The sequence below is a fragment of the Microbacterium sp. MTN4-26 genome (genome assembly GCF_042846595.1).
Classification (GTDB): Bacteria; Actinomycetota; Actinomycetes; order Actinomycetales; family Microbacteriaceae; genus Microbacterium; species Microbacterium luteum.
In genome coordinates, this window is the sequence record NZ_BTGO01000027.1 from 1 (window position 1) to 22,957 (window position 22,957).

Annotated in this window: 20 protein-coding genes and 1 pseudogene; 11 read left to right on the forward strand and 10 right to left on the reverse strand. The window is 68.4% G+C overall.

Features of this window, described 5'->3' with window-relative positions; genetic code table 11:
• The first annotated feature begins 566 nt into the window (after positions 1 to 566).
• The gene (locus tag ACGG9C_RS16235; protein ID WP_194385049.1) at positions 567 to 869 is read left to right on the forward strand and encodes a hypothetical protein; all 303 of its coding nucleotides are present in this window, start codon (positions 567 to 569) and stop codon (positions 867 to 869) included.
• A 157-nt stretch (positions 870 to 1,026) separates the two neighbouring features.
• On the opposite strand, the gene ACGG9C_RS16240 is transcribed toward ACGG9C_RS16235, so the two are convergent.
• The 3 genes from ACGG9C_RS16240 to ACGG9C_RS16250 are packed head-to-tail and all read right to left on the reverse strand — an operon-like array spanning position 1,027 to position 4,237.
• Positions 1,027 to 2,400: a serine hydrolase gene (locus ACGG9C_RS16240; RefSeq protein ID WP_194385048.1), complete on the reverse strand. Its 1,374-nt coding sequence runs from the start codon at positions 2,398 to 2,400 to the stop codon at positions 1,027 to 1,029.
• A gap of 33 nt (positions 2,401 to 2,433) precedes the next feature.
• Positions 2,434 to 3,162 carry a DUF4386 domain-containing protein gene (locus tag ACGG9C_RS16245; RefSeq protein WP_194385047.1) on the reverse strand — a complete coding sequence of 243 codons (729 nt, stop codon included), beginning with the start codon at positions 3,160 to 3,162 and terminating at the stop codon, positions 2,434 to 2,436.
• Between the two features lie 43 nt (positions 3,163 to 3,205).
• Complete coding sequence (locus ACGG9C_RS16250) at positions 3,206 to 4,237, reverse strand: NAD(P)-dependent alcohol dehydrogenase (RefSeq protein WP_228480989.1); 1,032 nt, start codon at positions 4,235 to 4,237, stop codon at positions 3,206 to 3,208.
• A 113-nt stretch (positions 4,238 to 4,350) separates the two neighbouring features.
• On the opposite strand from ACGG9C_RS16250, the gene ACGG9C_RS16255 reads away from it, so the two are divergent.
• From ACGG9C_RS16255 to ACGG9C_RS16265, 3 genes are all read left to right on the forward strand, one after another.
• Complete coding sequence (locus tag ACGG9C_RS16255; RefSeq protein WP_071043046.1) at positions 4,351 to 5,019, forward strand: TetR/AcrR family transcriptional regulator; 669 nt, start codon at positions 4,351 to 4,353, stop codon at positions 5,017 to 5,019.
• A gap of 136 nt (positions 5,020 to 5,155) precedes the next feature.
• The gene (locus ACGG9C_RS16260) at positions 5,156 to 5,761 is read left to right on the forward strand and encodes a cyanamide hydratase (RefSeq protein ID WP_194385046.1); all 606 of its coding nucleotides are present in this window, start codon (positions 5,156 to 5,158) and stop codon (positions 5,759 to 5,761) included.
• A 158-nt stretch (positions 5,762 to 5,919) separates the two neighbouring features.
• Positions 5,920 to 6,513: a DUF6518 family protein gene (locus tag ACGG9C_RS16265; protein WP_071043043.1), complete on the forward strand. Its 594-nt coding sequence runs from the start codon at positions 5,920 to 5,922 to the stop codon at positions 6,511 to 6,513.
• A gap of 82 nt (positions 6,514 to 6,595) precedes the next feature.
• Here the strand turns inward: ACGG9C_RS16265 and ACGG9C_RS16270 are convergent, their stop codons facing one another.
• On the reverse strand, positions 6,596 to 7,069 hold the full coding sequence (locus tag ACGG9C_RS16270; protein ID WP_194385045.1) for a DNA alkylation repair protein: 474 nt from the start codon (positions 7,067 to 7,069) through the stop codon (positions 6,596 to 6,598).
• Between the two features lie 82 nt (positions 7,070 to 7,151).
• Here ACGG9C_RS16270 and ACGG9C_RS16275 point away from each other — a divergent pair, with 82 nt between their 5' ends.
• The 3 genes from ACGG9C_RS16275 to ACGG9C_RS16285 all read left to right on the forward strand — a co-directional run bounded on the left by ACGG9C_RS16275 (position 7,152) and on the right by ACGG9C_RS16285 (position 13,141).
• A complete protein-coding gene (locus tag ACGG9C_RS16275; RefSeq protein WP_194385044.1) occupies positions 7,152 to 7,652 on the forward strand; it encodes an O-acetyl-ADP-ribose deacetylase in 501 nt (166 codons plus the stop codon).
• 103 nt (positions 7,653 to 7,755) lie between these two features.
• A complete protein-coding gene (locus tag ACGG9C_RS16280) occupies positions 7,756 to 9,195 on the forward strand; it encodes an HNH endonuclease signature motif containing protein (RefSeq protein ID WP_194385043.1) in 1,440 nt (479 codons plus the stop codon).
• A 172-nt stretch (positions 9,196 to 9,367) separates the two neighbouring features.
• Complete coding sequence (locus ACGG9C_RS16285) at positions 9,368 to 13,141, forward strand: hypothetical protein (protein WP_194385042.1); 3,774 nt, start codon at positions 9,368 to 9,370, stop codon at positions 13,139 to 13,141.
• Positions 13,142 to 13,186: 45 nt separating this feature from the next.
• On the opposite strand, the gene ACGG9C_RS16290 is transcribed toward ACGG9C_RS16285, so the two are convergent.
• Both ACGG9C_RS16290 and ACGG9C_RS16295 read right to left on the reverse strand, forming a co-directional pair.
• Complete coding sequence (locus ACGG9C_RS16290) at positions 13,187 to 13,462, reverse strand: helix-turn-helix domain-containing protein (RefSeq protein WP_071043035.1); 276 nt, start codon at positions 13,460 to 13,462, stop codon at positions 13,187 to 13,189.
• Positions 13,459 to 13,863 (reverse strand): VOC family protein, encoded by a 405-nt coding sequence (locus ACGG9C_RS16295; RefSeq protein WP_194385041.1) that lies wholly within the window; start codon positions 13,861 to 13,863, stop codon positions 13,459 to 13,461. The genes ACGG9C_RS16290 and ACGG9C_RS16295 overlap by 4 nt, the downstream gene beginning before the upstream one ends.
• Before the next feature lie 124 nt (positions 13,864 to 13,987).
• On the opposite strand from ACGG9C_RS16295, the gene ACGG9C_RS16300 reads away from it, so the two are divergent.
• Positions 13,988 to 14,956, forward strand: coding sequence for a zinc-binding dehydrogenase (locus ACGG9C_RS16300; protein WP_194385040.1), 969 nt, complete (start codon positions 13,988 to 13,990; stop codon positions 14,954 to 14,956).
• 53 nt (positions 14,957 to 15,009) lie between these two features.
• Here ACGG9C_RS16300 and ACGG9C_RS16305 read toward each other — a convergent pair whose 3' ends face one another.
• Entirely contained in the window at positions 15,010 to 15,900 is an 891-nt protein-coding gene (locus tag ACGG9C_RS16305) for an aldo/keto reductase (RefSeq protein ID WP_071043030.1), read from the reverse strand.
• A 190-nt stretch (positions 15,901 to 16,090) separates the two neighbouring features.
• Here ACGG9C_RS16305 and ACGG9C_RS16310 point away from each other — a divergent pair, with 190 nt between their 5' ends.
• Positions 16,091 to 17,782, forward strand: a complete 1,692-nt coding sequence (locus ACGG9C_RS16310) for a hypothetical protein (protein ID WP_194385039.1) — start codon at positions 16,091 to 16,093, stop codon at positions 17,780 to 17,782.
• Positions 17,783 to 17,855: 73 nt separating this feature from the next.
• On the opposite strand, the gene ACGG9C_RS16315 is transcribed toward ACGG9C_RS16310, so the two are convergent.
• The 3 genes and pseudogenes from ACGG9C_RS16315 to ACGG9C_RS16325 form a co-directional block, all read right to left on the reverse strand.
• On the reverse strand, positions 17,856 to 18,674 hold the full coding sequence (locus ACGG9C_RS16315) for an SDR family NAD(P)-dependent oxidoreductase (RefSeq protein ID WP_071043026.1): 819 nt from the start codon (positions 18,672 to 18,674) through the stop codon (positions 17,856 to 17,858).
• A gap of 128 nt (positions 18,675 to 18,802) precedes the next feature.
• On the reverse strand, positions 18,803 to 20,725 hold the full coding sequence (locus ACGG9C_RS16320; protein ID WP_390178910.1) for an Ig-like domain-containing protein: 1,923 nt from the start codon (positions 20,723 to 20,725) through the stop codon (positions 18,803 to 18,805).
• Between the two features lie 18 nt (positions 20,726 to 20,743).
• Positions 20,744 to 22,200: pseudogene (locus tag ACGG9C_RS16325) on the reverse strand (glycosyl hydrolase 53 family protein); the annotation flags it as partial.
• On the opposite strand from ACGG9C_RS16325, the gene ACGG9C_RS16330 reads away from it, so the two are divergent.
• Both ACGG9C_RS16330 and ACGG9C_RS16335 read left to right on the forward strand, forming a co-directional pair.
• Complete coding sequence (locus ACGG9C_RS16330; protein ID WP_228480988.1) at positions 22,118 to 22,411, forward strand: DUF2975 domain-containing protein; 294 nt, start codon at positions 22,118 to 22,120, stop codon at positions 22,409 to 22,411. The pseudogene ACGG9C_RS16325 and the gene ACGG9C_RS16330 overlap by 83 nt on opposite strands.
• Positions 22,412 to 22,493: 82 nt before the next feature.
• A complete protein-coding gene (locus tag ACGG9C_RS16335; protein WP_194385035.1) occupies positions 22,494 to 22,760 on the forward strand; it encodes a helix-turn-helix transcriptional regulator in 267 nt (88 codons plus the stop codon).
• Positions 22,761 to 22,957: the final 197 nt, after the last annotated feature.

Genomic DNA, 22,957 nt, shown 5'->3' on the forward strand with positions numbered 1-22,957 from the left:
GATGCTCGACCTCCTACCCTGACCTCCCGCCGGCTGCGACATCACACCGGTGTCACCCGGGAGCGGTTGGAACACCACCGTCCCTCAATGCGCGTTGCCCGCAGCGGGATCCTGTGACCACTCACGGTGCATGCCGCTCTTTTGCCACCGACTAGGTGAACGAAAGGTTCCAACCGTGATCCCGAGCAATGAATGTCGCATCATCGACTCCGGCTACAGCCGCGGCCACACCGGTCGGGAGCGGAGGGCTCGGATTCTGTGCCGGACAGTGCATGAAACGCCGGCGATATTCGCCCGCCTAAGATGCTCGCATGAGGAGCAGTCCCTATGGTCAGGCGCTGAGATCGCCGCGGGGGCTTGGCGCAGTGTGCGGTGCTGCCAGCGTTCTCGCGGTCGCCCTCACTCTCGGTGGCTGCGCATCGGAGGTGGCGAATCTCGGTGTAGCGAGTGCCTCCCCTTCGCCGACATGCGCGGTTGCTGAGCAGCCGGGCATCGAACCGGCGCCTGGCTGCGTCGCCTACGACGCGGAGAAGAACATGGCGAGCAACGAGCTCTACCGTCAACGTATGGAGCAGCCGCAAGATGGACGAGAAGCAGGATCGCACCTCATCGCGCCCGTGACCGCGGCACTCGAGGCCGTGCGCGTCTCGAGCGCTGGGATCAGCGAAACCGCCGTGCGCGCCGCACTGGTCGAGGCGGGCGTGACCGAAGCGAACATCCAAGGCTACGAGCGCAATGGTGATGTGCCGTTCGGCGTGGCCGTCGTCGGTGGCGGATGCCTCTTCGGCGCCGTGACACCCGAAGGGGTGCAGGTCGAGGTCGGCGGATTCATCATGGACGGCGGGTGCCTGCCGGCTCCGGGCCACTAGCTACCCTGACCTCAACGGGTCCACCCCTCCCACGTGCCCACGTCGCCGCTTCGAGGATTGAAGCGCCGCACCGCCCTCGTGCATTCATGCCCCGATGAACCCGGGCATCCTCGAAGACGCACCCACCGCCCCCGCCGCGCGATGCCCGCTGACTGTCTCACGGCATCGCTTCTACGCCGATACCGCTGTAGGCAACGCCGAGGCGGAACATTGCCCACATAAGACCCATGACGGCCGAGGCGATCAGCGCGAGGCCGACATCGGGCTGGAACACCAGGATCGTCCCGAGCGGCGCGCCCAGCAGGTTCGGCATGATCCAGAGGAGCACGGCAGCGGCGGCGATCGTGGTGGCGAGCGGGAACCAGAGGCTGAAGAGGCCGAATCCGCGCCGCTTCGCGCGCAGCGCGGTGCGATGCCGCCACGCCCAGACCATGCTCACCGCATACGCGATCGGCAGGAGAACAAGTCCGAGGAACAGTGCCTGTTGCGCCCACCGCGACCCGATCTCGGGCTCGGGCGTGCCGAGGGCTGTGGCAATCACGCGATCACGCAGCTGCGTCGTCTCCCCGAACCCCAGACCGCTGCCGCCGTTGACGAACACGAGCGCGGCTCGACCCTCGTCGGGCGACAGTGCTGCGAGGGTCTCGACGCCGGGCGTCGACCCCGAATGCCAGACGGTCCCGGCACTCGTATCGATGAACCAGCCGAGTCCGTAGAACGGCGAAGCCTCGCTTGCGGGGCGCATCATCGTCGCTTTCGCCTCGGCGCTGAGGACGTCATCCTCTCCGTTGATCATCACCTGAAGGTAGAGAGCGAGGTCGGTGGCGGTCGCGACGACGCCGCCCTGCGCTGCGGTTTCGCGTGAGGTCGTGCGGTCGTCGATCGGGCGCTTGGTCCAGAACCACGAGGTGTGGCCGACGGCCATATCTTCGTGCACGGCGCCGTCGGAGACGAAGCTGTCGTCCATGCCGACCGGTTCGAGGATGTGCTCTTCGACGTAGGTGGCGAAGTCGTCACCGCTTTCCGCTTCGATGAGGCGTCCGAGGATCTGATAGTTCGTGTTGGAGTATTCCCATATCTCGCCGGGCCTGTTCGCGGGGGCGTCTGAGGGTGCGGCCGGTGAGCTGTTGCCCTGGAGTGTCGAGTACCCACTTGTATGACTCAGCAGCTGCCGCACGGTGACATCCGCGCCCGGGCCGCCGGCGAAGTCGTCGAGGTGCGCCGAGATCGGGTCGTCAAGGCCGACGGCTCCCGCTTCGACCAGCTGCATCACCGCGAGGGCGGTGAAGCTCTTCGAAATGGATCCGGTGAGAAACGGGGTGTCGGGGGTGACCGGCAGATCAGTGCCCGCTTCGCGCACTCCGCGCGCGCCCGTCGTCACGGTATCGCCGTCGACGATCGCGTAGGCGAGCCCGGGTACCCCGGACGCCGGCATCTCTTCATCGATGATCTGCTCGACGGATGCCGCAGCGTGGCTGCCCGGCGAGAGCGCTGCACCGAGCAGCAGGACGGTGGTGAGGAACGTACGCATGAGGCACCTTTCGGTGTGAAGGCCCGCCGCGGGTCACTGGAGGACGGGCACGCGAGGCTCTTCGCGTGTGGTTGCGCTGGATCGGCGGCCGGAGAGAAGCAGCCAGATCGTGAAGGTGAGTTCGGCGACGATAGAGGGAATCGCGACGATGCCGAGCATGACGCTCGAGATGGCCGCGTAATCGGTGACGAGAATGTGCGCCAGGGTGTCGACCGCGTAGGCGGCCCCGGCGACGATGAGGATGCCGCCGATAAGGCGCGGCGCGAGACCCGATCGGATGATCAACACGCCGAGCAGCACAAGGTGACCGCCGAAGGCGATCAGGCCGACGAACCACGCGAAATCGAACGCTTCGAACATCAACAGCGCAGCGTCGGCGCCCAACGAGGTCGTGCCATTGGCGACCTGCAGGCCGAGGAACATGAAGACGGCGCCGACACCGAGGAAGACCGTGTAGATCAGGCGGAACCACGCCACGAGGAGGGAGCGGGTGCGACCGGCCGGGGCGAACAGGACGTAGAGCGCCCACGCGACGGCAATGTCGATGAGGAAGACGACCACGAAAGCGGCGAGCCCGACGCGGAACAGCCCCTCCTGCGCCTGGATGTTCGCCACGGTCGTCTCGGCGCTCGACGCATCGATGAGGCCCTGTTTGACGACGAAGTTCGCGAAGATCGCCAGCACGAACAGGCCGAGGTATCCGGCGCCCGCGACGCGGGCGGCGGTGCGGCGGGTGGTGTCGATCGGGGTGATGGTGGACATCGTGGATTCTCCTTGGATGAAGGCGTCAGCGAGGGTTGTGGATTCAGGCGGCGACGCGGATCACGGCTTTGCCGCGGACGCGTCCATCCGTGAGGTCGGCGATCGCCTGACGGACCTCGGCGAGCGGGCGCATCGTGGTCGCGGTCGAGCGGAGAGCCCCGGTCTCGACAAGGCGTGCGAGCTCCGGAAGGTCGGCGCGTGTCTCGGAGGAGATGAAGAACCCCAGACGCCGCCGCGTGAAGGCGGAGCGGAGCCGGGCGCCGAACTGGCGCTCGATGCCTCCGGTCAACCGACCCCCGTTCTCGCCACCGACGATGACGAGGGCGCCGGCGGGTGTGAGGATGCGGACGAGGCGACCCAGCGGCAGCCGACCGTTCACGTCGACGATGAGGTCGTACCGGTCGGGCAGATCTGTCACGACGGTTGTGCCGTAGTCGATCGACCGGCCGGCCCCGAGTGAGCGGACGAAATCAGCCTTGACGCCGCTGGCGACCCCTGTCACGTCGGCACCGGCCGCTGCGGCCAGCTGCACGGCGTAACCGCCGACTCCACCCGACGCTCCGGTCACGAGCACACGCTGTCCAGGCTGCACGCCGCCGTGGGTGTGCACGGCCTCGAACGCGGTGAGTCCCGACACCGGCAGCGCTGCCGCATCCTCGAAGCTCACCCCATCGGGCAGGTGGGTGATAGAAGTCGTGGTCGCAACGGCGTACTCCGCGAAACTCCCGGCCGCGATGCCGAAGACACGGTCGCCGACAGAGAAGCCCTCAGCCCCAGGGCCGAGCGCGACGACCGTGCCGGCGACGTCGAGACCGGGGATCGGCTGCCGCGGAGTGCTCATCCCGAACATGGGTCGGACCAGGTAGGGCAGCCCGGCCATGAGGTGCCACACTCCGCGGTCGAGGCCGGCCGCCGCGACCCGGAGGAGAACCTGACCGGCGTCAGGCGCGGGAACCTCGATCTCCTCTCGGTGGAGCACCTCGGGACCGCCGTAGCCGCGCTGGACGATTGCGGTCATGGTAGCGGGGACCGTCTCGGCATCCGCTGATGGGGTCGTGCTCAGCTGTTCAGTCATCGATCTCTTCTTCGGCTAGATGGTTGCGGGGCGCCGTACTTAGTACGGCAATTAGGAGTACCGTATGCGTACTTAGTACGATTCGTCAAGGCACTCGAAGAAAAGGAGGCAGGATGTCGCCGTCAGATCCGCCGTCGCGGGGATCGCTCAGTCGCGACCACATCATCGACGGGGCGATGGCTCTCGCCGACGAGATCGGTCTCGAGCCCCTCACGATCCGCCGCCTGGCCGACCATCTCGGCGTGCGACCGATGACGATCTACCACTACGTGAAGAACAAGGACGACATCGTCGACGGGATGGTGGGCCGCGTCTTCGACGAGGTCGAGCGCCCCGCGGCAGACACGCTGTGGAAGGACGCCATCGCGAGTCGCGCACGCTCACTGCGCGACGCCCTCCGCCGGCACCCGTGGGCTATCCCCATCATGGAGTCGCGACGCACCCCCGGTGCTGACATCCTCGATCACCACGAAGCGCTCGTGACGACCTGGCTCAGCACCGGCTTCTCGCTTGCCGTCGTCGCACATGGACTCGCGGTCGTCGACGCCTTCGTCTACGGCTTCGCGCTGCAGGAGGCGGCACTCCCGCTCGGTGACGCCGGCGGCGACCTGACCGAGGCCGGCGATCAGATCATCGCGCCGCTCTCGCCCGAGGCATACCCTTCGCTGGTGCGCTTCACGAGCGAGCACGTCATGCAGCCCGGATACGATTTCCGCGACTCGTTCGAAGCGGGACTCGAGATCGTGCTCGACGGCATCGAGCGTCGCGGCCGCAACGAGTGACCGCCGGGACGGCCGGCTCGGTTCACTCCACGTCGACGCGCCGCTCCTCCCTGCCCGCAACGGGATGGCTGTTTTCGGACGGTCGCTGTCGCACCGGGCTGTGTCGGGGGTCCCCACGCGCCCGCAGGATGTATGCATGCGCATCGCGGACTTCACTGTGCCCGACACACTGGCGGCACGCGGTGCCCTCGAGCTCGCCACGCAGTACCAATCCCCCGCGATCACCGCTCACGCACTGCGCTCGTGGCTCTGGGCCGAGGCCTTCGCGCGGGTCGACGGCATCACCGACATCGACCACGAGCTGCTGTATGTGTCTGCCGTGCTGCACGACATCGGCATCGCGACGGAGTTCGATAACCACACAATCTCCTACGAGCACGCCGGCGGGCACGTCGGTGTCGCGCTCACCGCGGGAGCAGGCTGGCCGGCGCACCGGCGCAATCGGGTGCTCGAGGTGATCGTGCGCCACAACTGGCCGGGTGTCGATCCGGCGTTGGACGCCGAGGGCCACCTGCTCGAGATCGCCACGGGTCTGGACATCTCCGGCGCGAGGCCGGATGCTCTGTTGGAAGTCTTCCGACGCGAAGTGCTTGCCGCCCACCCGCGAGGAACGCTCGCCGCGGAGTTCGGCTCATGCCTGAGCGACCAGGCATCACGAAAACCCGATACAGCCGCGAAACGACTCGTCGACGGCGGCCTCATCGTCAAGCTCGCGGCCAACCCCCTCGAACGTCTGGGCTGACTCGACCAGCGACGGAACAAGACGGTTGATGGCGTCATCACGGGCGGTGGCGAGCGGGTCGGGGGGATGAGGCGACCGACGGTCGGTGGCCTGTCACCTCGGGCACATAGAGTGTCCGAGTGGCGCAAGCGGCGACCGCGCAGGCGCGGACAAGATCGATGACGAGCGTGGCGCTCGCCTCAGCCGCGGTGCTCGCGGCGAGCCTGGTGCTCGGCGGCGCGACGGCGTTCGCGCAGGCGTTCCTGCCCGAGTGGTTCGTGTCGTTCGCGAACTCGGCGAGCGGCTGGACCGTCATCACCGCCGCGCTGGTCTACGGGGCTCGAGTGCCCTGGTGGCTGTCCGCCGCGCTCGGGGCGGTGAGCTTCGTGCTGCTCACCGTCGGGTACGCGATCGTGTCGACGATGCGCGGCTACGCGTATGACCCGCTGATGTTCTCGGTGATCGGCCTCGTCGTCGGACCGTTCGTCGGCGTCGCCGCGTGCTGGCTGCGCGCGCGCGGGCTGCGCGCCGCGCTCGGTACGGCCGCGCTCGCGGGAGTCGGAATGGGCGAGGCTGCCTATGGACTCACGGTGGTCGGCGAGACCACGAGCCCGGTGTACTGGATCGTCATCGGGATCATCGGAGTGGTGTTGCTCGGGGTGATGCTGTGGGGTCGTATCCGTGGAGCCCTACCCGTCGTGGTCGCGGTCGGCGGCACGGCGGTCGTGGCGGTCGCCTTCGTGGCGGCGTACAGCATGGTGGGGCTGATCTGACAGCGGCGTTCGCGGTTCCAACGGCGTTCGCCGCTCAGCGCGGCATGCCGCGTCCCCGCGAGGATCACGACGTGCTTCTGCGCTACAGCAGAGCGGCGGCGGTTTGGAGGCTCTGCGCATCGGATGACGCCCATCGAGCCACGATCCGTCTGGCGCGATCGGCCTCAGCGCCCCGAAGCCGAGCGAGCAGCGGACGCACCACATCGACCGTGAGCGGCTCGATGAGGTCGGCGACGCGCGCATCGCGAAGGAACCCCTCGATGCGGGTGAGGTCGTTGCCGGTGAGCGACTCGACGTATCGCTGCAGCAGCACGATCGTTGCCAGCCGGCGCTCGAGGACGGGCACCGACCACAGTTCAGACGCGACGGCAGTCACCTCATCATGCTGCAGGTCGCCGTATCGGCGGAGCGCGTCACGAACGGTGCCGCGCACCGCCCCCACCGATGCGCCGTAGACGCGCAGCCCGCCGACCGACGCGTCGCCGTCCGCCCACGTGCGCCACTCCGTCGCCTCGGCCCGCAGCGTGCGGTCGATGAAGTCGGCGGGCGAATCCATCCCTCCATTCTCGCCTTCGCCCCGCCGCATCTGTCGAGCGCAAGGGGTTCTGAACGACTGCGGCGCAAGGCACCATGACGACATGACCCTCATCACCACTCTCCACGGCGACATCACCGCGCAGCAGGTCGACGCAGTCGTGAACGCCGCCAACCGCGCCATGCGCGGAGGCGGCGGCGTCGACGGAGCGATCCACCGCGCCGGCGGTCGGGCGATCCTCGACGACTGCATCGCCCGCTTCCCACGCGGTCTCGACACCGGGGATGCGGGATGGACGACCGCCGGCGACCTTCCTGCGCGATGGGTCATTCATACCGTCGGACCCAACCACGCCGCCGGGGAGCGCGACCGGCGCCTTCTGGAGTCCTGCTATCGACGATCCCTCGAGGTCGCCGAAGAACTCGGCGCCACGAGCATCGCCTTCCCGCTGATCAGCGCCGGCATCTATGCGTGGCCACTGGATGATGCCATCGACGCCGCCGTCGAGACCATCTCTCGCGCCGACACCGGCCTGGAGGAGATTCGGCTGGTGTCGTTCGCCGCAGCCACACACGAGCGGGTACGGGCACGAGTGGAGCGATAGCTGCGACTCACGGCTCAGACCGATCTCATTTCGAGCGCGCTGCGTGAACTGCACCAACCGATACTTTCGAAGCAATGTCCGAGGTCGGTGAGACGATGACGTCATGACCGAAACAGCCACCGCACCCGACCAGGTCGCCGCCGCGCGACTGGCGCCGGTGGTCACCGAGGTCGTCGACATCCGGCGTCAGATCGCCCAGCTCCAGGCGCGCGAGGCCCGTGCGCTCGCACACGCGGGCGAGATCGCAGACGCGTGGGCGGCCGCAGAAGAGAACATGTCCACCGCCGACCTCCCCCGGCGCTCCGTCGCCGCTGAACTCGCGACCGCCCTTCGGGTGTCCGACCGCACCGTGCAGCGTCAGATCGGCGAGGCCGCGCGGATGGTCGAGATGTTCCCCGAGACGGTGCGCTCACTCGGGGCCGGCCGCATCTCGCTCGCACACGCGCGCGTCATCGTCGAGGCGGGCGACCGCATCGAGCACCCCGAGCTCGCCGCCGAGTACGAGAACAGCGTGCTCGGATACGCCGAGGCCGAGTCCGCGTCACGCCTGCGGCCGATCGCCAGGCGACGAGCGCAGTGGTTCCTCAACGAGACGATCCGCGAGCGCCACGCGAAAGCCGCCGCGACCCGCTCGGTTCAGGTCCACGATCTCGACGACGGCATGGCCGAACTGCAGGTGACGGGGCCGGCCGTGATCATCCACGGCGTCCACGACCGCCTCACCCGCATGGCTCGCGATGTCGCCGAGGCCGATGCCGAGGCCATCCGCAATGCCCGTGACGCCGTGCAGGCCGCAGTGAAGGCCGAGCGCGCGGAATCGAGAAATGGGGCCGAGCCGACGGGATCGGGAGCGAAAACCGAGCGGAACGAACAGAGCGCGGTCGACCGGGCGGAGGCCCACCTCGACGAGCTCCTCGCCGCCCGCCGTGTGCTCGACGCCATCCGGGTCGATCTTCTCGCCGACATGCTCCTCACGGCAGCCCCCGACGCACACATCGGCACGACCGCGACCGGACTGGGCGCGATCCAGGCGCACGTGCGGGTCACCATCCCCGTGCTCACGCTCCTCGACTCCCCGGCTGACGACCCGTTCGAAGCCGTCACTCTCGCCGGACACGGTCCGATCGACCCGAATACGGCCAGGGAGCTCGCAAGAAACGCTCCCGGATGGGACCGAATTCTCACACATCCCATCTCCGGCGAAGTGCTCGGCGTCGACCGATACCAGGCGTCCAGTCAAATGCGCCGCACCCTCGACGTTCGAGATCAGCACTGTCGATTCCCCGGGTGTCGACTGCCTGCCGCGGTCTGCGACCTCGACCACACGCTGGACTGGCAATTCGGGGGCACGACCACCGTGTCGAATCTCAGTCATCTCTGCCGACGACATCACACCCTGAAACATCAGACGCCGTGGACGGTCGTGCAGAAGCCGGGCGGCGTTCTGGAATGGACAAGCCCCACCGGACGGGTCTACCCCGACCACCCCGTGTCCAGCGTGCAGTTCGTCACCGATGCCGAGTTCGATCCGGCGCCGTTCTGACCCGCCGAAGCGGTCCCCTTCGGGAAAGTTCGGGAAAGATAACGCTTTCCTTGACCTTGCCTTCGGGTGGCGTGACAATGGATGAACCGCGTCAGCAAACGCTTTCCCGCAGGTGCGGCGTGGGGAGGAGCACCGACGCTCCTCCGGAAGTCACCGTTTCGAAGGAGATTCAGTGCCCGATCCACGTCGCCCCAGACGACTGAGAACAACCATCGCCGCCGTCGCCGGAGGTGCGATCGTCGCCTCCGGCGCCCTCGCGGCTTCCCCCGCATCCGCCGCCGACGAGATCGACCTGCGCTTCGACTTCGGTGGGTCCTCCTCGCCCACTCCGGAGGGCTGGATTGCGATCCACCCGGGCTCGGCATACGACGCTGACACGGGTTACGGCTTCACCGCGGCTCCGGGAGCGTTCCGCGACCGCGGCGGCGACGACCTGGTCGCCCGCGACTTCACCATCGGAGACGGTTCGGCCTTCGCCGTAGACGTTCCCAACGGCACCTATGAAGTCACGACGTGGGCCGGCGACCTCATCGCCGGCAACCGCACCAGCTTCGATATCGAGGGCACGGCATTCTCGGGTCCGCGCACCTCGAGCGGCGACGTGCACGAGGAGTTCTTCCCCGCGATCGAGGTCTCCGACGGACAGCTGAACATCTCCGCCTCCGGCGATGCGCGCATCAACGGCATCACCGTGCAGACTCCGCTCGCCGCCCCCTCGACCCTCGCCTCGTCGGTCGACGCCGACGAGTTGAATGTCGCCCTCGGTTGGCAGCCCGTCGAGGGCGCCACCGGCTACACCCTCTATCGCTCGGCACCCGGCGGCGACCTGAGCGAGATCGGCACGGTCAGCGCCCCGGCCGATCCCGCGGAATCGCCGACATTCGTCGACTCCGACGTCGAGCTCGGCGAGACCTACGACTACGCCGTCGCCACGGTCAAGGGCGAGCGCACGTCACGCCCCGGCGAGCGCCTCGCCGTGTCGGTGATCGACGAGTCCGTCGCACCGCCCGCCGCACCTACCGGACTGACGACCGAATCCATCGACCGCAGCCAGGTCACGCTCACGTGGGATGCCGCCGACGACGTCGCGCTCTACAAGGTGTTCCGCTCGACGCGCGACGACATCCCCTTCGAAGAGATCGGTCAGGTCTCGGAGCCCGCCTACACCGACGACGACGTGCTGACCACCCGGCCCTACCTCTACAAGGTCGTCGCACTGAACGCCGGTGGCGCCTCGGAGGAGTCGGAGGTGCTCTCGACCGAGATCGCCACGACACTCGTGCGCGACGTCGAGTACCTCGACCGCTCCCCCGTCGCCGTGTCCACCGACGACGGCGTCTACCTCGGCTGGCGCCTGCTCGGCCTCGACGATCGCGCGATGGGCTTCGACGTCTACCGCGACGGCGCGAAGATCACGGATGCGCCCCTCACCGACACGACGAACTTCGTCGATGTCGAGGGCACAGCCGACTCGACCTACCTCGTCACAACCCAGGTCGACGACCGCGAGGTCTCGGTCACCGACGAGTTCGGCGTCTGGGCATCGGACTACCTCGACGTCCCGCTCGACAAGCCGGCCGACCAGACCATGCCCGACGGCAGCACCGCCACGTACGCGCCGGGCGACGGCACCGTGGGCGACGTCGACGGAGATGGCGAGTACGAGCTGGTCTTCCTGTGGAACCCGTCGAACGCGCAGGACAACTCGCGACCGGGATACACCGGCAACGTCTATATCGAGGCGGTCGAGTTCGACGGCACGAGCCTGTGGCGCATCGACCTCGGGCGCAACATCCGCGCTGGCGCGCACTACACGCAGCTCGAGGTCTTCGACTACGACAGCGACGGACGAGCGGAAGTCGCCGTGAAGACGGCCGACGGCACGGTCGACGGCGAGGGCACGGTCATCGGCGACGCCGACGCCGACTATCGCAACAGCAGCGGCTACATACTCTCCGGCCCGGAGTTCCTCACGGTCTTCGACGGGCAGACCGGCGCCGCGATCGACACCGTCGACTACCTTCCGGGCCGCGGGAACGTCGGCTCATGGGGCGACACCTACGGCAACCGCGTCGACCGCTTCCTCGGCGGCGTCGCCTACCTCGACGGCGAGAACCCATCGCTGGTGATGAGCCGCGGCTACTACACACGCACGGTGATCGTCGCGTGGGATCTCGTGGACGGCAAGCTCGTCGAGCGCTGGACCTTCGACTCCGACGAAGCCGGCTCGGAATACGAGGGGCAGGGCAACCACCAGTTCACCGTCGCCGACGTCGACCGTGACGGCCTCGACGAGATCGTCTTCGGCGCACTGACCATCGACCACGACGGCATGCCGCTGTACAACTCGCGCCTGTTCCACGGCGACGCGCTTCACGTGAGCGACTTCGTGATCGACCGGCCCGGCCAGGAGATCTACAGCGTCTTCGAGTCGCCCAGTGGCAACGGCAACATCATCGCCGCGATGCGCGACGCCGAGACCGGCGAGATCCTCTGGTCGAACGAGGGCACCGTCGACACCGGTCGCGGCGCCGCCGCCGACATCGACCCCACCTCCCCGGGAGCGGAAGCGTGGAACGTCGGCGGGAACGCCGCGTGGGACTCCCCCGTCGGCACGCTGAACGCCTCGACCGGTGAGGTGCTGTCCACCGACATCCCCGCGGCGAACTTCGTCACGTGGTGGAACGGCGACGTCGTGCGCGAGATCACCGATCACGACTACGACGAAGACACCATGACGGGCGTGCCGACGATCTCCACGTGGGATCCGGCGGCACAGGAAGAGGTCGAGATCAAGCGCCTCGAGGGCACGTCGACCAACAACACCACCAAGGGCAACCCCGTGATCCAGGCCGACCTGTTCGGCGACTGGCGCGAGGAGCTCGCGGTGCGGCTGGAGGACGGCACCGGCATCCGCATCTACACGACGACGGACGTCACCGACACGCGCATCCCCACCCTGATGCACGACTCGCAGTATCGCCTGGCGGTCGCCAATCAGAACTCCGCCTACAACCAGCCCCCGCACCCGTCGTACTTCATCGGCGCCGGGATGGGCGAGCCACCCGTACCGTCGATCTCGTACGTCGGCGCGCCCGACACCGACGAGTCGGCGCCGGTGATCAGCGGGTTGCCCTCGGGCGTGGTCTCGGTGGACGAGCCCTTCGAACTCGCGATCACCGCCGATGACCCCGAGAGCGGCGTGCGGTCCGTGACGGTGACCATCGACGGGGTCGATGTGCCGGCATCCGGCGACGTCGTGCTCGCCGACCTCGGGATCTCCGGCGACGGGCAGGAAGCCGAGGTCGTCGCCACGGCGACCAACAACGACGGCTTCGTCTCGACCGAGACCAGCACGGTGCTGCTCGTCTCCGGCGACGAATACGACGCGGCGCCCGGACGCGGCACGCTGTCCAACACCAGCGGGTGGGCCTACGGGCTGCACGACGGCACCTACGACGTCGTGATGAACCTCTGGTGGGGTGTTCCCGGCACGGTGTTCCGCCTGTTCGAGACCCGCGTGCTCGAGCCGACGCAGGGCATGTCGCAGACCACGGGGGTGAGCTTCGAGGGCAAGCCGAACGGCACCTACGAGTACACCGCCGAGCTCGTCAACAGCCACGGCATCACCGAGACGAGCTCGACAACGGTCGTGGTAAACGCTGCGGCACCCGGCACACCGGTCGTGTCCCACGACAACTGGGACCGCGACGGGGAGTTCACCGTCACGGCGAACCTGCGGTGGGGCACCAACGCCGACGCGTACGACATCCTCCTCGACGGCGAGGTGGTCGACTCCGGCGAGCTCGCCGCGTCGACCCCCGACGCCCAGCGGGCACAGGTCGAGCTGGAGGGAGTGGAGCCCGGCGACCACGAGCTGATCGCCGTGTTCCGCAACGCCAACGGCGAGACCGCATCGAAGCCGGTCACGGTCACGGTGCGATAGCACGCCACACCGTGAATCCTCCCCGGCGCGCGCGTCGGGGAGGATTCACGGTCGCACCCACCGCTCGAGAGCGTCGATGCTCTCCCGCAGCGCGAGGCCGCGATCGGTCAGCGCATAAGCCCGGGTCTTGTGCCGGAGCGGCAGGCGGGTCAGCACGCCCGCCTGTTCGAGTTCGCGCAGTCGGGTGGCGAGGATGTTGGTGGGCACTCCGAGGTCACGCTGCAGATCACCGTAGCGCTGTGGTCCGTCGAGGAGCCGGCCCACGATGAGCAGGGCCCACCGGGCGCCGACGACATCGAGGGCGGCGGCGAGGTCGCTCACTCCTGCGGACCGGCCTCCGGCTTCATCCAGAACGGCGAATAGTGATATCCGTCGGGGTCGTCGAACTGGCGCTGATACATGAACGGGTAGTCGTCGGTGTCCCCGACCCGCCCGCCCGCGGCGCCGGCGCGCTCGGTGAGTTCGTCGACCGCCTCACGGCTGCCGAGGTCGAACGAGACGGTCACTTTCGACGGTGTCTCGGCCCCGCCGATCAGGTCGTCGGTGCCGCCCACACTCGCGTACATCTCTCGACTGCCGAGCACGACGTACTGCCCTGGCGCGACCGCGAAGCACGACACGTTGTGGTCGGACATGTCAGGATCCATGGTCCACCCGAGGGCGGTGTAGAAGGCGGTCGAGCGTTCGACGCTCTCGACGGGGCACGTGATGAAGAGGCTCATACGCAAACACTTGCAAAAAGCAAGTATGCCGTCAAGATCACGGCGTCTGCGAGCCCACGGGCGACCTACGCTGGAAGACCGCGCGGCGCAATCGCGCCGAGACGGCCGACGAGAGCGAGACACCATGCGCGCAGCAATCCACCGCACCTTCGGAGCCCCGGAGGAGGTGCTCGCCATCGATGAGATCGACCGGCCCGAACCGGGCCCGGAAGAGGTGCGGGTGCGCATCGTGCTCGCCGCCATCCACAATCACGACCTCATGACCGTGCGCGGGCAGTACGGCGTCCTGCCTGATCTTCCGGCTCGCGCGGGAACCGAGGCGATGGGTCTGATCGATGCCGTCGGTGCCGACGTCGGAGACCGACAGGTGGGTCAGCGTGTCACCGCGAGCGGCCACGGCGTCTGGGCCGAGGAGGTCGTCCTGCCCGCCCGTGCGACGGTTCCCGTCGACGACGAGATCCCCGATGAGGTCGCCGCGCAGATGTTCGCGATGCCCATGTCGGCGCTCACGCTCCTCGACGACCTCTCGCTCGAGGCAGGCGAGTGGATGGTGCAGAACGCCGCCAACGGCGCCGTCGGACGACTGGTGGCGAGCCTGGCACCGAGTCGCGGCATCCGCGTGATCAACCTCGTGCGCCGGGCCGAGGCCGTCGACGAACTTGCCGCGGCCGGCATCCACGACGTCGTCGCCACTGATGACCACGACTGGCGCGAGCGCGTCGCCGCGCTGCTCGACGGCGCCAGCCCGCGCGCCGGCGTCGATTCCGTGGGAGGGAGCGCGGCGGGCGACGTGCTGTCGCTGCTCGGCGAGGGCGGCGAGCTCGTGGTCTTCGGAGCGATGGCTTCGCCCCGGCTCGATCTCGCCGTCGGTGACGTGCTGTTCCGCCGGACCAGGGTGCGGGGATTCTGGGGCGCCCGTCCCCGCGTCACCCCCGCGCGCCGCGGTGAACTCGCCGCGGAACTGCGCGCACGTCTGGCCGACGGCACGATCAACCTGCCGGTGTCATCCGTCCACGCTCTCGACGACATCACCGACGCGGTGCGCGCGAGCGGTGAGGCCGGCCGTGTGGGCAAGGTGCTCCTTCGCCCGTGAGCGCGGGTGAGGGATGCTGCTGCAACCCCACGTCCGCGGCAGCATCCCTCCGCTCAGACCTCCAGCCCCACAGCCGCCGAGCATCGGGAGAGCTCGTCGTCGCTCAGCTGCAGGTCGGCCGCCCGGGCACTGTCGGTGATGGACGCGGGTCGACGGGCGCCCGGGATCGGGATGACCACGTCCGCCAGCGACAGCTCCCACGCGAGCACGACCTGCTGGGGGCTGACGCCATGATCATCGGCGATCGCCGCGAAGGCGCCGAACCGCTCTCCGACGTCACGCGCCCCGCCGCCGGTGCCGCCGAGCGGGCTCCACGGCAGGAACGCTATGCCGTGTTCGGCGCAGTGCTGCAACTCGTCGTAGCTGCCGGGATGCTTCGGGGAGAACTCGTTCTGCACACTGACGAGCACTCCCTCGCCGAGCACCTGCCGGGCGATGTCGATCTCTTCCACGCTCGCGTTCGAGATGCCGATCTGCTGCACTTTGCCCTCCTCACGGAGGGTCTTGAGGTTGTCCATGATGTCGCCATAGACCATCCACCGATCCGGCCGGTGGTACTGGTACAGGTCGATCGCATCGATGCCGAGGTTCCGCAGCGACTTCTCCACCGCAGACCGCAGGTACGGCAGCGACCCGTCGCGACCGACACCGCCGTCCGCCTGGCGGACGATACCGCCCTTGGTGGCGACGACGATGCCGTCGGTGTCGCCGCCCCACGAGGCGAGGGCGTCGCGCACGATCTGTTCGTTGTGGCCCATCTCGGCATCGGCGGGCGCGTAGATGTCGGCGGTGTCGATCAGCGTCACCCCGGCGTCGAGGGCAGCATGGATCATCGCGATCGCATCATCGCGCGCGGGGTAGGTGTTGTCGCGATTCATCGACACCGGCATCGCACCGAGGCCGATCGCCGAGACGGTGTACGGGCCGAGCGTTCGATTCTTCATGGTTCTCCTTCGTCTCGCTCTCTCGAAAGAGGGATGCATCGCTCAGCCTCGCAGGTCGCTCAGCGGTGCGGAGGGGGTTGACGCGTTAACGTGGACCGGGGCGGAACCCGACCCGCCCTCCCGCCACACGAGGGCACCACGCGCACGGTCACGCCTCTCCTCCGGCCGGATGCCTCCCGAGAAAGACGCCATGCCGAACCGACGCTCCCCCTTCACCCGCCGCGCCGCGGCCGTCGCTCTGGCGACGGGGCTTCTCCTCACCGCGTGCACTGCGACCGTCGAAGACGACGCCGCGCCGACACCCACTCCCACGGCATCCCCTGATGCATCCGAGGGAAGCGCAGCGCCGCTCCCTGAAGCCTCCGCGACACCGACTCCCACGGCGACGACCACGCCGACGCCGTCACCCGAGGAGGATGTCACGACGCCGTGGACGCGTCCGTCCGCGCCCTACGGGGGAAGTCGCACGGTGCCGGCTCAGAGCGTCGACACCCACGAGGCAAGCGGATCCTCGCGCGACAACGGCTCCGGTTCGCCGTCGACCGGCGATGTCGACCCTGCACCCGAGCCCGTTCCCGCACCCGAACCCGATACGGATCCCGAGCTGTCGAAGACCCACGACGACACCGTCGAGATCCGCAGCGACCTGGGTGAGATCTCGTTCGCGTACGACGGCGCATCGTCCGGCGAGGACTTCGCCTACCAGGGACAGAGCTGGGACAGCGGCGACAATCGTCTGACCCTCGATGTGCAGGGAACGCACGACGGTGAGGACTCCGTCGCATCCTGGTACAACGGCCAGACCGGGGGCGCCGCCGTGCACACCGACATCGACACGAACGACGAGCCGCAGGAGCTCCACTACGCTTTCTGCGGCACGCTGACGTTCCTCGACTACGGCTCCGCATCCGTCGAGACCTGCTTCGGGCAGGGTGACAGCGGTCTGGAGAACAACTGGTGGATGGGCGGAGCGGACTTCGGGCGAGTCGGTGGCATCTGCCACGTCGATGCCCATGCCGCCGACGCCCAGGCCACGAGTCTCGTGGCCTGCCTGGACTCCGACGGCCTGTCCTCGAACGAGTTCGAGGTGAGCATGGGCGATGCGCACGCAAACTACTTCTCGCTCTACAGCCTCTCCGACCTGCCGCCGCTTGCTCTGGCCCCGCTCGGAACGGCGATCACGAACTTCGTCGACAGCGATCCGCCGAACCTCACCACGGCTGAAGCGATCGCGCTGAAGGCGTTCGCCGCCAAGCTCGCCGACGCGAGCCTCGAGCTGCCGACCTCGTGGTCGGTGTCGTGCGACGGATGCGCATGGTCGATCACCGACAACCAACTGTGGGCGGGAGTGCACGACACGACCTCCTACGCCGGAGTTGCGTGGAACACGTTCCTGCACAATTACGAGGTCAACAACTACAGCGTCAACGTCACAGCGAGCCGCGAAGCCAGCTCGGGCGTCGCTGAGTGGTTCGACGGGCAGGTCGGATCGGACGGCACCATGATCGGTGCGGGCGTCAACCAGGGAACGACATCCCCCGGCGAGCTGAATTTCGCGTTCTGCGGCGAGCTGGCCGCGCACGGCGGCACGCTGTCGGGCAGCATACCGCTGTGCCTGGGCCAAGGGTCGAACCACGACGACGGCGAATCCAACAACTGGTGGGTCGGCGGAACGGGCTGGCAGGCGCCGCACGTGGACTCCGACGCCGCCGTCGAGATGCTCGCCGCCGCGATTCCCGGGGCGGATCCGGAGATGTTCCTCGGCACCGAAGTGCGGATGATGATCCATCCCGAGCACGCGACGGCCGTCTTCGTGCTCAGTGGCACAGCGGCTCTCGGCGCCGCGGTCGACGGATTCGGCTTCGTGGTCGGGCTCGGTTGACCACGATTCACCGGAGCACGTGACGCGAAGGCCACGCCATCCTCTCCCGTGTGCCGCGCGGATGCGGCCGTGCTCAGAGACCGACCAGCTCGGCGCTGCGGTCCCAGAGGGCGCGCGCGAGCGCCGGATCCTCCGCGTCACGATGCGGCCGGGCGAGGCGATTGTTCACGTAGTACCCGCCGCGCTCCCAGTCGAAGCCGGGCTTTCCCATCGCCATCCACGTCAGCTTCGACCCTCCGACGTCCGTGCCGTCGAGGATGCGGTTGAACAGGTCGTTCTGATAGAGCATCCGCCACGGACCCCGCGCGGCAGCCGCGAAGCCGGTCGCCACCGCGCCCGGGTGGAACGACACCGCCGACACTCCCGCCTCCCCGAACCGACGATGCAGCTCCTTCGTGAACAGCACGTTCGCGAGCTTGCTGTTGCCGTACGCGCGCCCCGCCGAGTAGCGCCGGCGCGCCTGCAGATCGTCGATCGCGAACCGAGAGAAGCGCTGGGCCTGGCTCGATGTCTGGATCACCGACGCCTGTGAGGTGCGAAGCCGCTCCACGAGCAGATTCGTGAGCAGGAACGGCGCGAGATGGTTCACCTGGAAGGTGAGCTCGTATCCGTCCCGGGTCTCCGTGCGCTCGCCGAACACGCCTCCGGCGTTGTTGGCCAGCACGTCGATGCGCGGATACTGCTGCAGGAGCGTCTCCGCCAGATCACGCACCTGCGCCAGATCGGCGAAGTCCGCGACGTGCGACGGCACATCCAGCCGCTTCGCGACGGCCGCGGTCTTGTCGGGATCGCGGCCGACCACGATCACCTGCTCCCCCGCCTCGTGAAGCTGGCGCGCCGATGCCGCGCCGATTCCGTCGCTCGCCCCGGTGATGATGATCGTGCGTGTCATGATTCTCCGCTCGTTCTCGACTCGCGGCCATGCTTCGCGAGCGCGGCGACGGTGGCAAGGCCTCCCTCCCGGCCCCAGCGATGCGCTATGGCGCGGTGCCGCCGACGGACACCGCGCCATGGCGACGGTCAGGAACCTGTCTGCTCGCGACGAGCGCGGCGGAGGGAGGCGACGACGAGGGCGCCTCCGAGAGCCAGCAGTCCGAGCGCACCCGCCAGCGCACCCGTCATGCTCGGGGCTCCGGTCTGCGCGATCTCGCCGGAGGGCGATCCCGAGACCCCACCTTCCGCTTCCTCGTCGGTGCCGTCGCCGCTCGAACCGTCGGTGTCGCCGCCGGTTGCGTCTGCGTCGGAACCGCCCGACCCGCCGTCGGATCCGCCCGAGTCGCCGTCACCCGTATCCGTTGCAACGAGCGTGAAGGCGTCGAGGTAGCCCCAGTCACCGTCATCCCCGAGACCGCGGACGCCCACCGTGACCGTCGCGGCCTCGTCGAGCACGATCTGAAGCGTGGGTCGGTCCCACGTCGGCCAGCCGCTCAGGGTGAACGCCTGCGTCTGCTCCACACCGCCGACGCTCGCGACGAGGTCGATCTGAGCCGGATCGCCCACGTCGCTGCCACCCATCGCCGCGGCGGACAGCTCGTAGGTGCCCGCAGGCAGGTCGACATCCTGGAGCGCGGTGAACGCGTACGGCTGCCCGTCGACGTAGTAGTTCAAGGCGTATTCACCCTCATCGCCGTCGGAACCCGCCGACGCGGTGACCCAGAAGGAGCCCTCGTCTTCCGGCCAGGGGTCCGCTTCGATCGTCCACGGCGTGACGTCGTCGATACCCTTCTCGAACCCGCCGTTGGCGATCTCGTTGCGCGCCGTCACGACGATCTCGGCCCGAGCCGTCCAGCCGTTCTCGGTGACACCGGTCACGGTGTACGTGCCGGGACCGGCGATCGCGTCCAGTCCGTCGTTCCAGGTCACCGCCTCGGTGGTCGTCGAATCGTCGTAGGCGACCACGGTGACCTCGTCGGGAAGGTCGATCGGCTCGCCGTCCACGACGGTCAGTTCGACGGTGCGCACGGTCGGATCGGGGATGCTTCCGTCTCCGGCTTCGAGGTCGTCGATGGCCGTGCGCAGGGCCGCGGCCGCAGCATCCACGGATGCCTGGCTCGGCGACGACGCGTCGAGGATCACCTCGGCGCGGGTCATGGCCCGGTCGAAGGCCAGCAGCGAGGCCGCCGTCCACCCGTCGCGGTCGATGGCCGCGCCCTCCGTGTACACCGCCTCCAGAGCTGACGTGTCGGCTTCGACCACGGGGGTCACCTCGACAAGCTCGAACTCGTCGATCGTGCCCCAAGCGCCGTCCTTGAGGGAGAACGTCGCGGAGACCGTGACGCTCTGCCCCTCGGCGACCGTGACGATCGGCGTGCGCGGGTTCTGCCACCCCTCGTAGCCGCTCAGCGTGAACGGCGCCGACGCGCTCTCGATGCCCGAAGCCAGCGAGATCGAGGTCGCCTCGCCGGCGACCGCGGCGCGTCCCTGCGCCTGCGCCGAGAGGCGGTAATCGCCGGCGGAGACACCGGTGATCTCCTGAGAGATCGTGAACGAGAAGTCGCCGCCGGCGCGATACCAGTGCGTCGAACGCGTACCCGCGAACGGGTCGTCGGTCGCGCTGATCGTGTAGCCCGTGCCCGTTCCCGTCCACGGAGCGACGCCGTCTTCGAACCCGGGGTTCGCGAGGAGATTCTGCCCGTCGGCGTCGCCGTCGAGAACGGTCACCGTCAGCGTCGACTCGAGGCCCGCATCCGTCGTTCCCGGCACCTCGTAGGTGCCCGCGCCGACGAACCAGGACTCGTGCCCCTGCCAGGTCACATCCTGCTGCTCGGTCGTGCCGTCGGTGTACGACACCGCGACCGTCTCGGGGAGCGACCACGACTGGCCATCGACGACAGTGATCTCCGGCGAGGCGACGGTATCGACATCGCGCGGGCCGACGGTGCCGTAGCGCACGTAGTCCCATACCCGCAGCGACTCCAGCGGTCGACCCTCGAAGTCGAACATCGCCTGGTTGTCCCAGCCGGACCCGCCGTAGTTCGCCGCCGCGTCGGCGCTGTAGTCGGCGGCGTGAGACGAGGCCCAGCCCGATCCGAATTCCTCCCACAGCAGCCGGTTCTGCTCGATCTCCTCCGGCGGACCGACGGGGAGCCACGCCGGCTCCCAATAGAAGACGCCGAGACCGGCATCCCCGACCTTCGCGACCGCTTCGATGACATCGCGCACCGCGAGAGCCTGGCCCTGCACCGACGTGGAGTACTGGTCGTACGCGGTGCGGATGTTGTTGGGGTACCCGTCGCCGTCTTCGAGCGTGTACGCCCACGAGGTCTCGGCGACGATCACGTCCTTGCCATAGGTCTCGGCGACACCGGCCAGCTGGCTCGTGAGGTTCTCCAGCGTTCCGTGCCAGTACGCGTAGTAAGACGACGCGAACACGTCGTAGTCGATGGGCTGCACGCCCTCGGTGGCCGGATCGGTGTCGTACGTGGCGAGACTGTCCGCGAGGGAGCCGTAGTTGCCGCGCTCGGGGTTGGTGAAGTGGATCGCGATCTTCACGTCGTCGCCGAGCGCATCCCGCACACCCCGCGAAGCGGCGTCGAAGAGCTGCCCGGATTCCGGCCACGCCGTCTCGGCGAGCAGCAGACCGGAATTCTCGTTCCCGATCTGAACCATCCCGACATCGACGCCGGCGTCGTCCATGCGGCTGAGGGTGTCGACGGTGTAGTCGTACATCGCGTCGGCGCGCTCGGCGGTCGTCATGCCCTCCCACGCCTTGGGCAGCGGCTGCTGCCCGGGATGTGCCCAGAAGTCGGAGTAATGGAAGTCGACGAACACGCGCATCCCGGCAGCGGTCGAACGCAGCCCGATCTCGGTCGCGCGCTCGGCGTCGACGGTGCCGCCGCCGTAGCCGTGCCGTCGGCGTCGTAGGGGTCGTTCCAGACGCGGATGCGGGAGTAGTTCACGCCCGCATCCGCGAAGACGTCGAACACGTCGGCCTCTTCGCCGTCGAAGTCCCGGAAGGTCACCCCCGACTCCTCGAGCGACAGGATCGACGAGGCGTCCACCCCGTTCATGAAGTCCGCGCTCAGGCCCTCGACCACCGGGACCGTGATCCCGGCTTCGACCGGCTCGTCCGCCGCCGCGGTGGCCGCGGTGGCGAAGGCGCTCACCGTTCCCGCTATCGCCGCTGCCGCGACCAGGCGTGCTCGCTGACGTGTGACCATGAAGGTTCCTCTCGATCGTCGTTGATCCGGCAAGCCGCGCAGCGCGCGGGTCAGGTCGATGGCGGCATCTCGGCTCCCGGCGTGACCGGCGCCGTCGACACGTGACTGTGAGCGGTCACAGGATTGGGGGCACGAATGCCTGTGACCGGTCACAGTCAAACACACGCGATGCGCGATGCCAAGGGTGAATTCGGGATGCGCGACCAGAAGCGTGCTCGTGCTCGGCATCGTCTGTCTGCAGGTGTGCGCCGTCTGCATCCTGATCCTTCTCACACGGGTACGTCGCGGATCGGTCTTCCGCCCCTCGTCGTTCCGCTACGTGGACGCGATCGCGTGGTCCGTCTTCGCGGCGGCGCTCGTCAGCGCTGCCGTCGCCGCGCTGCTCGCCCCCGGCGGCATCGCGCCCGGCGTCGTCGCTCTCATCTGCGGCGTCGCGCTCGTGCTCGGCGGTGTCGCCTCATCGTCGTGATCATGAAAGCCCTGCTCCGGCAGGCGACGCAGCAGGAGGTCGATCTCGGAGTGCTCCGCGCCCAGCTCGACGAGGTCGTCTGATGCCGATCGTCATCGACATCGACGTCATGCTCGCGCGCCGCAAGATGGCCGTCGGCGTGCTCGCCGAACGCGTCGGCATCACGCCGGCGAACCTGGCTGTGCTGAAGAACGGACGAGCCAAGGCGGTGCGCTTCTCCACCCTCGACGCCCTGTGCGATGTCTTGGAGTGTCAACCGGGTGACCTGCTGCAGTGGGTCCCGCCCGAGCAGGCGGCATCACCGGCAGAGACGTCGTCGGCCGATGCAGCCGCTCCCGTCAGCCTTTGAGGTATACCGTCGCGGTCTCGGTGAAGAAGTCCCGTGCGGCGGCACTGTTGAAACACATGAAGGCCCCGGGATCCGCACGCCGTGACGCGGGATTCCGGGGCCTCCTCGAGGTGACAACGGTTGTGGAGATGGGGGGAATCGAATGAGGCTTGGGGCATGTGAACGACCCGCATTCGGCGCCGAAAACCGCTGAATCC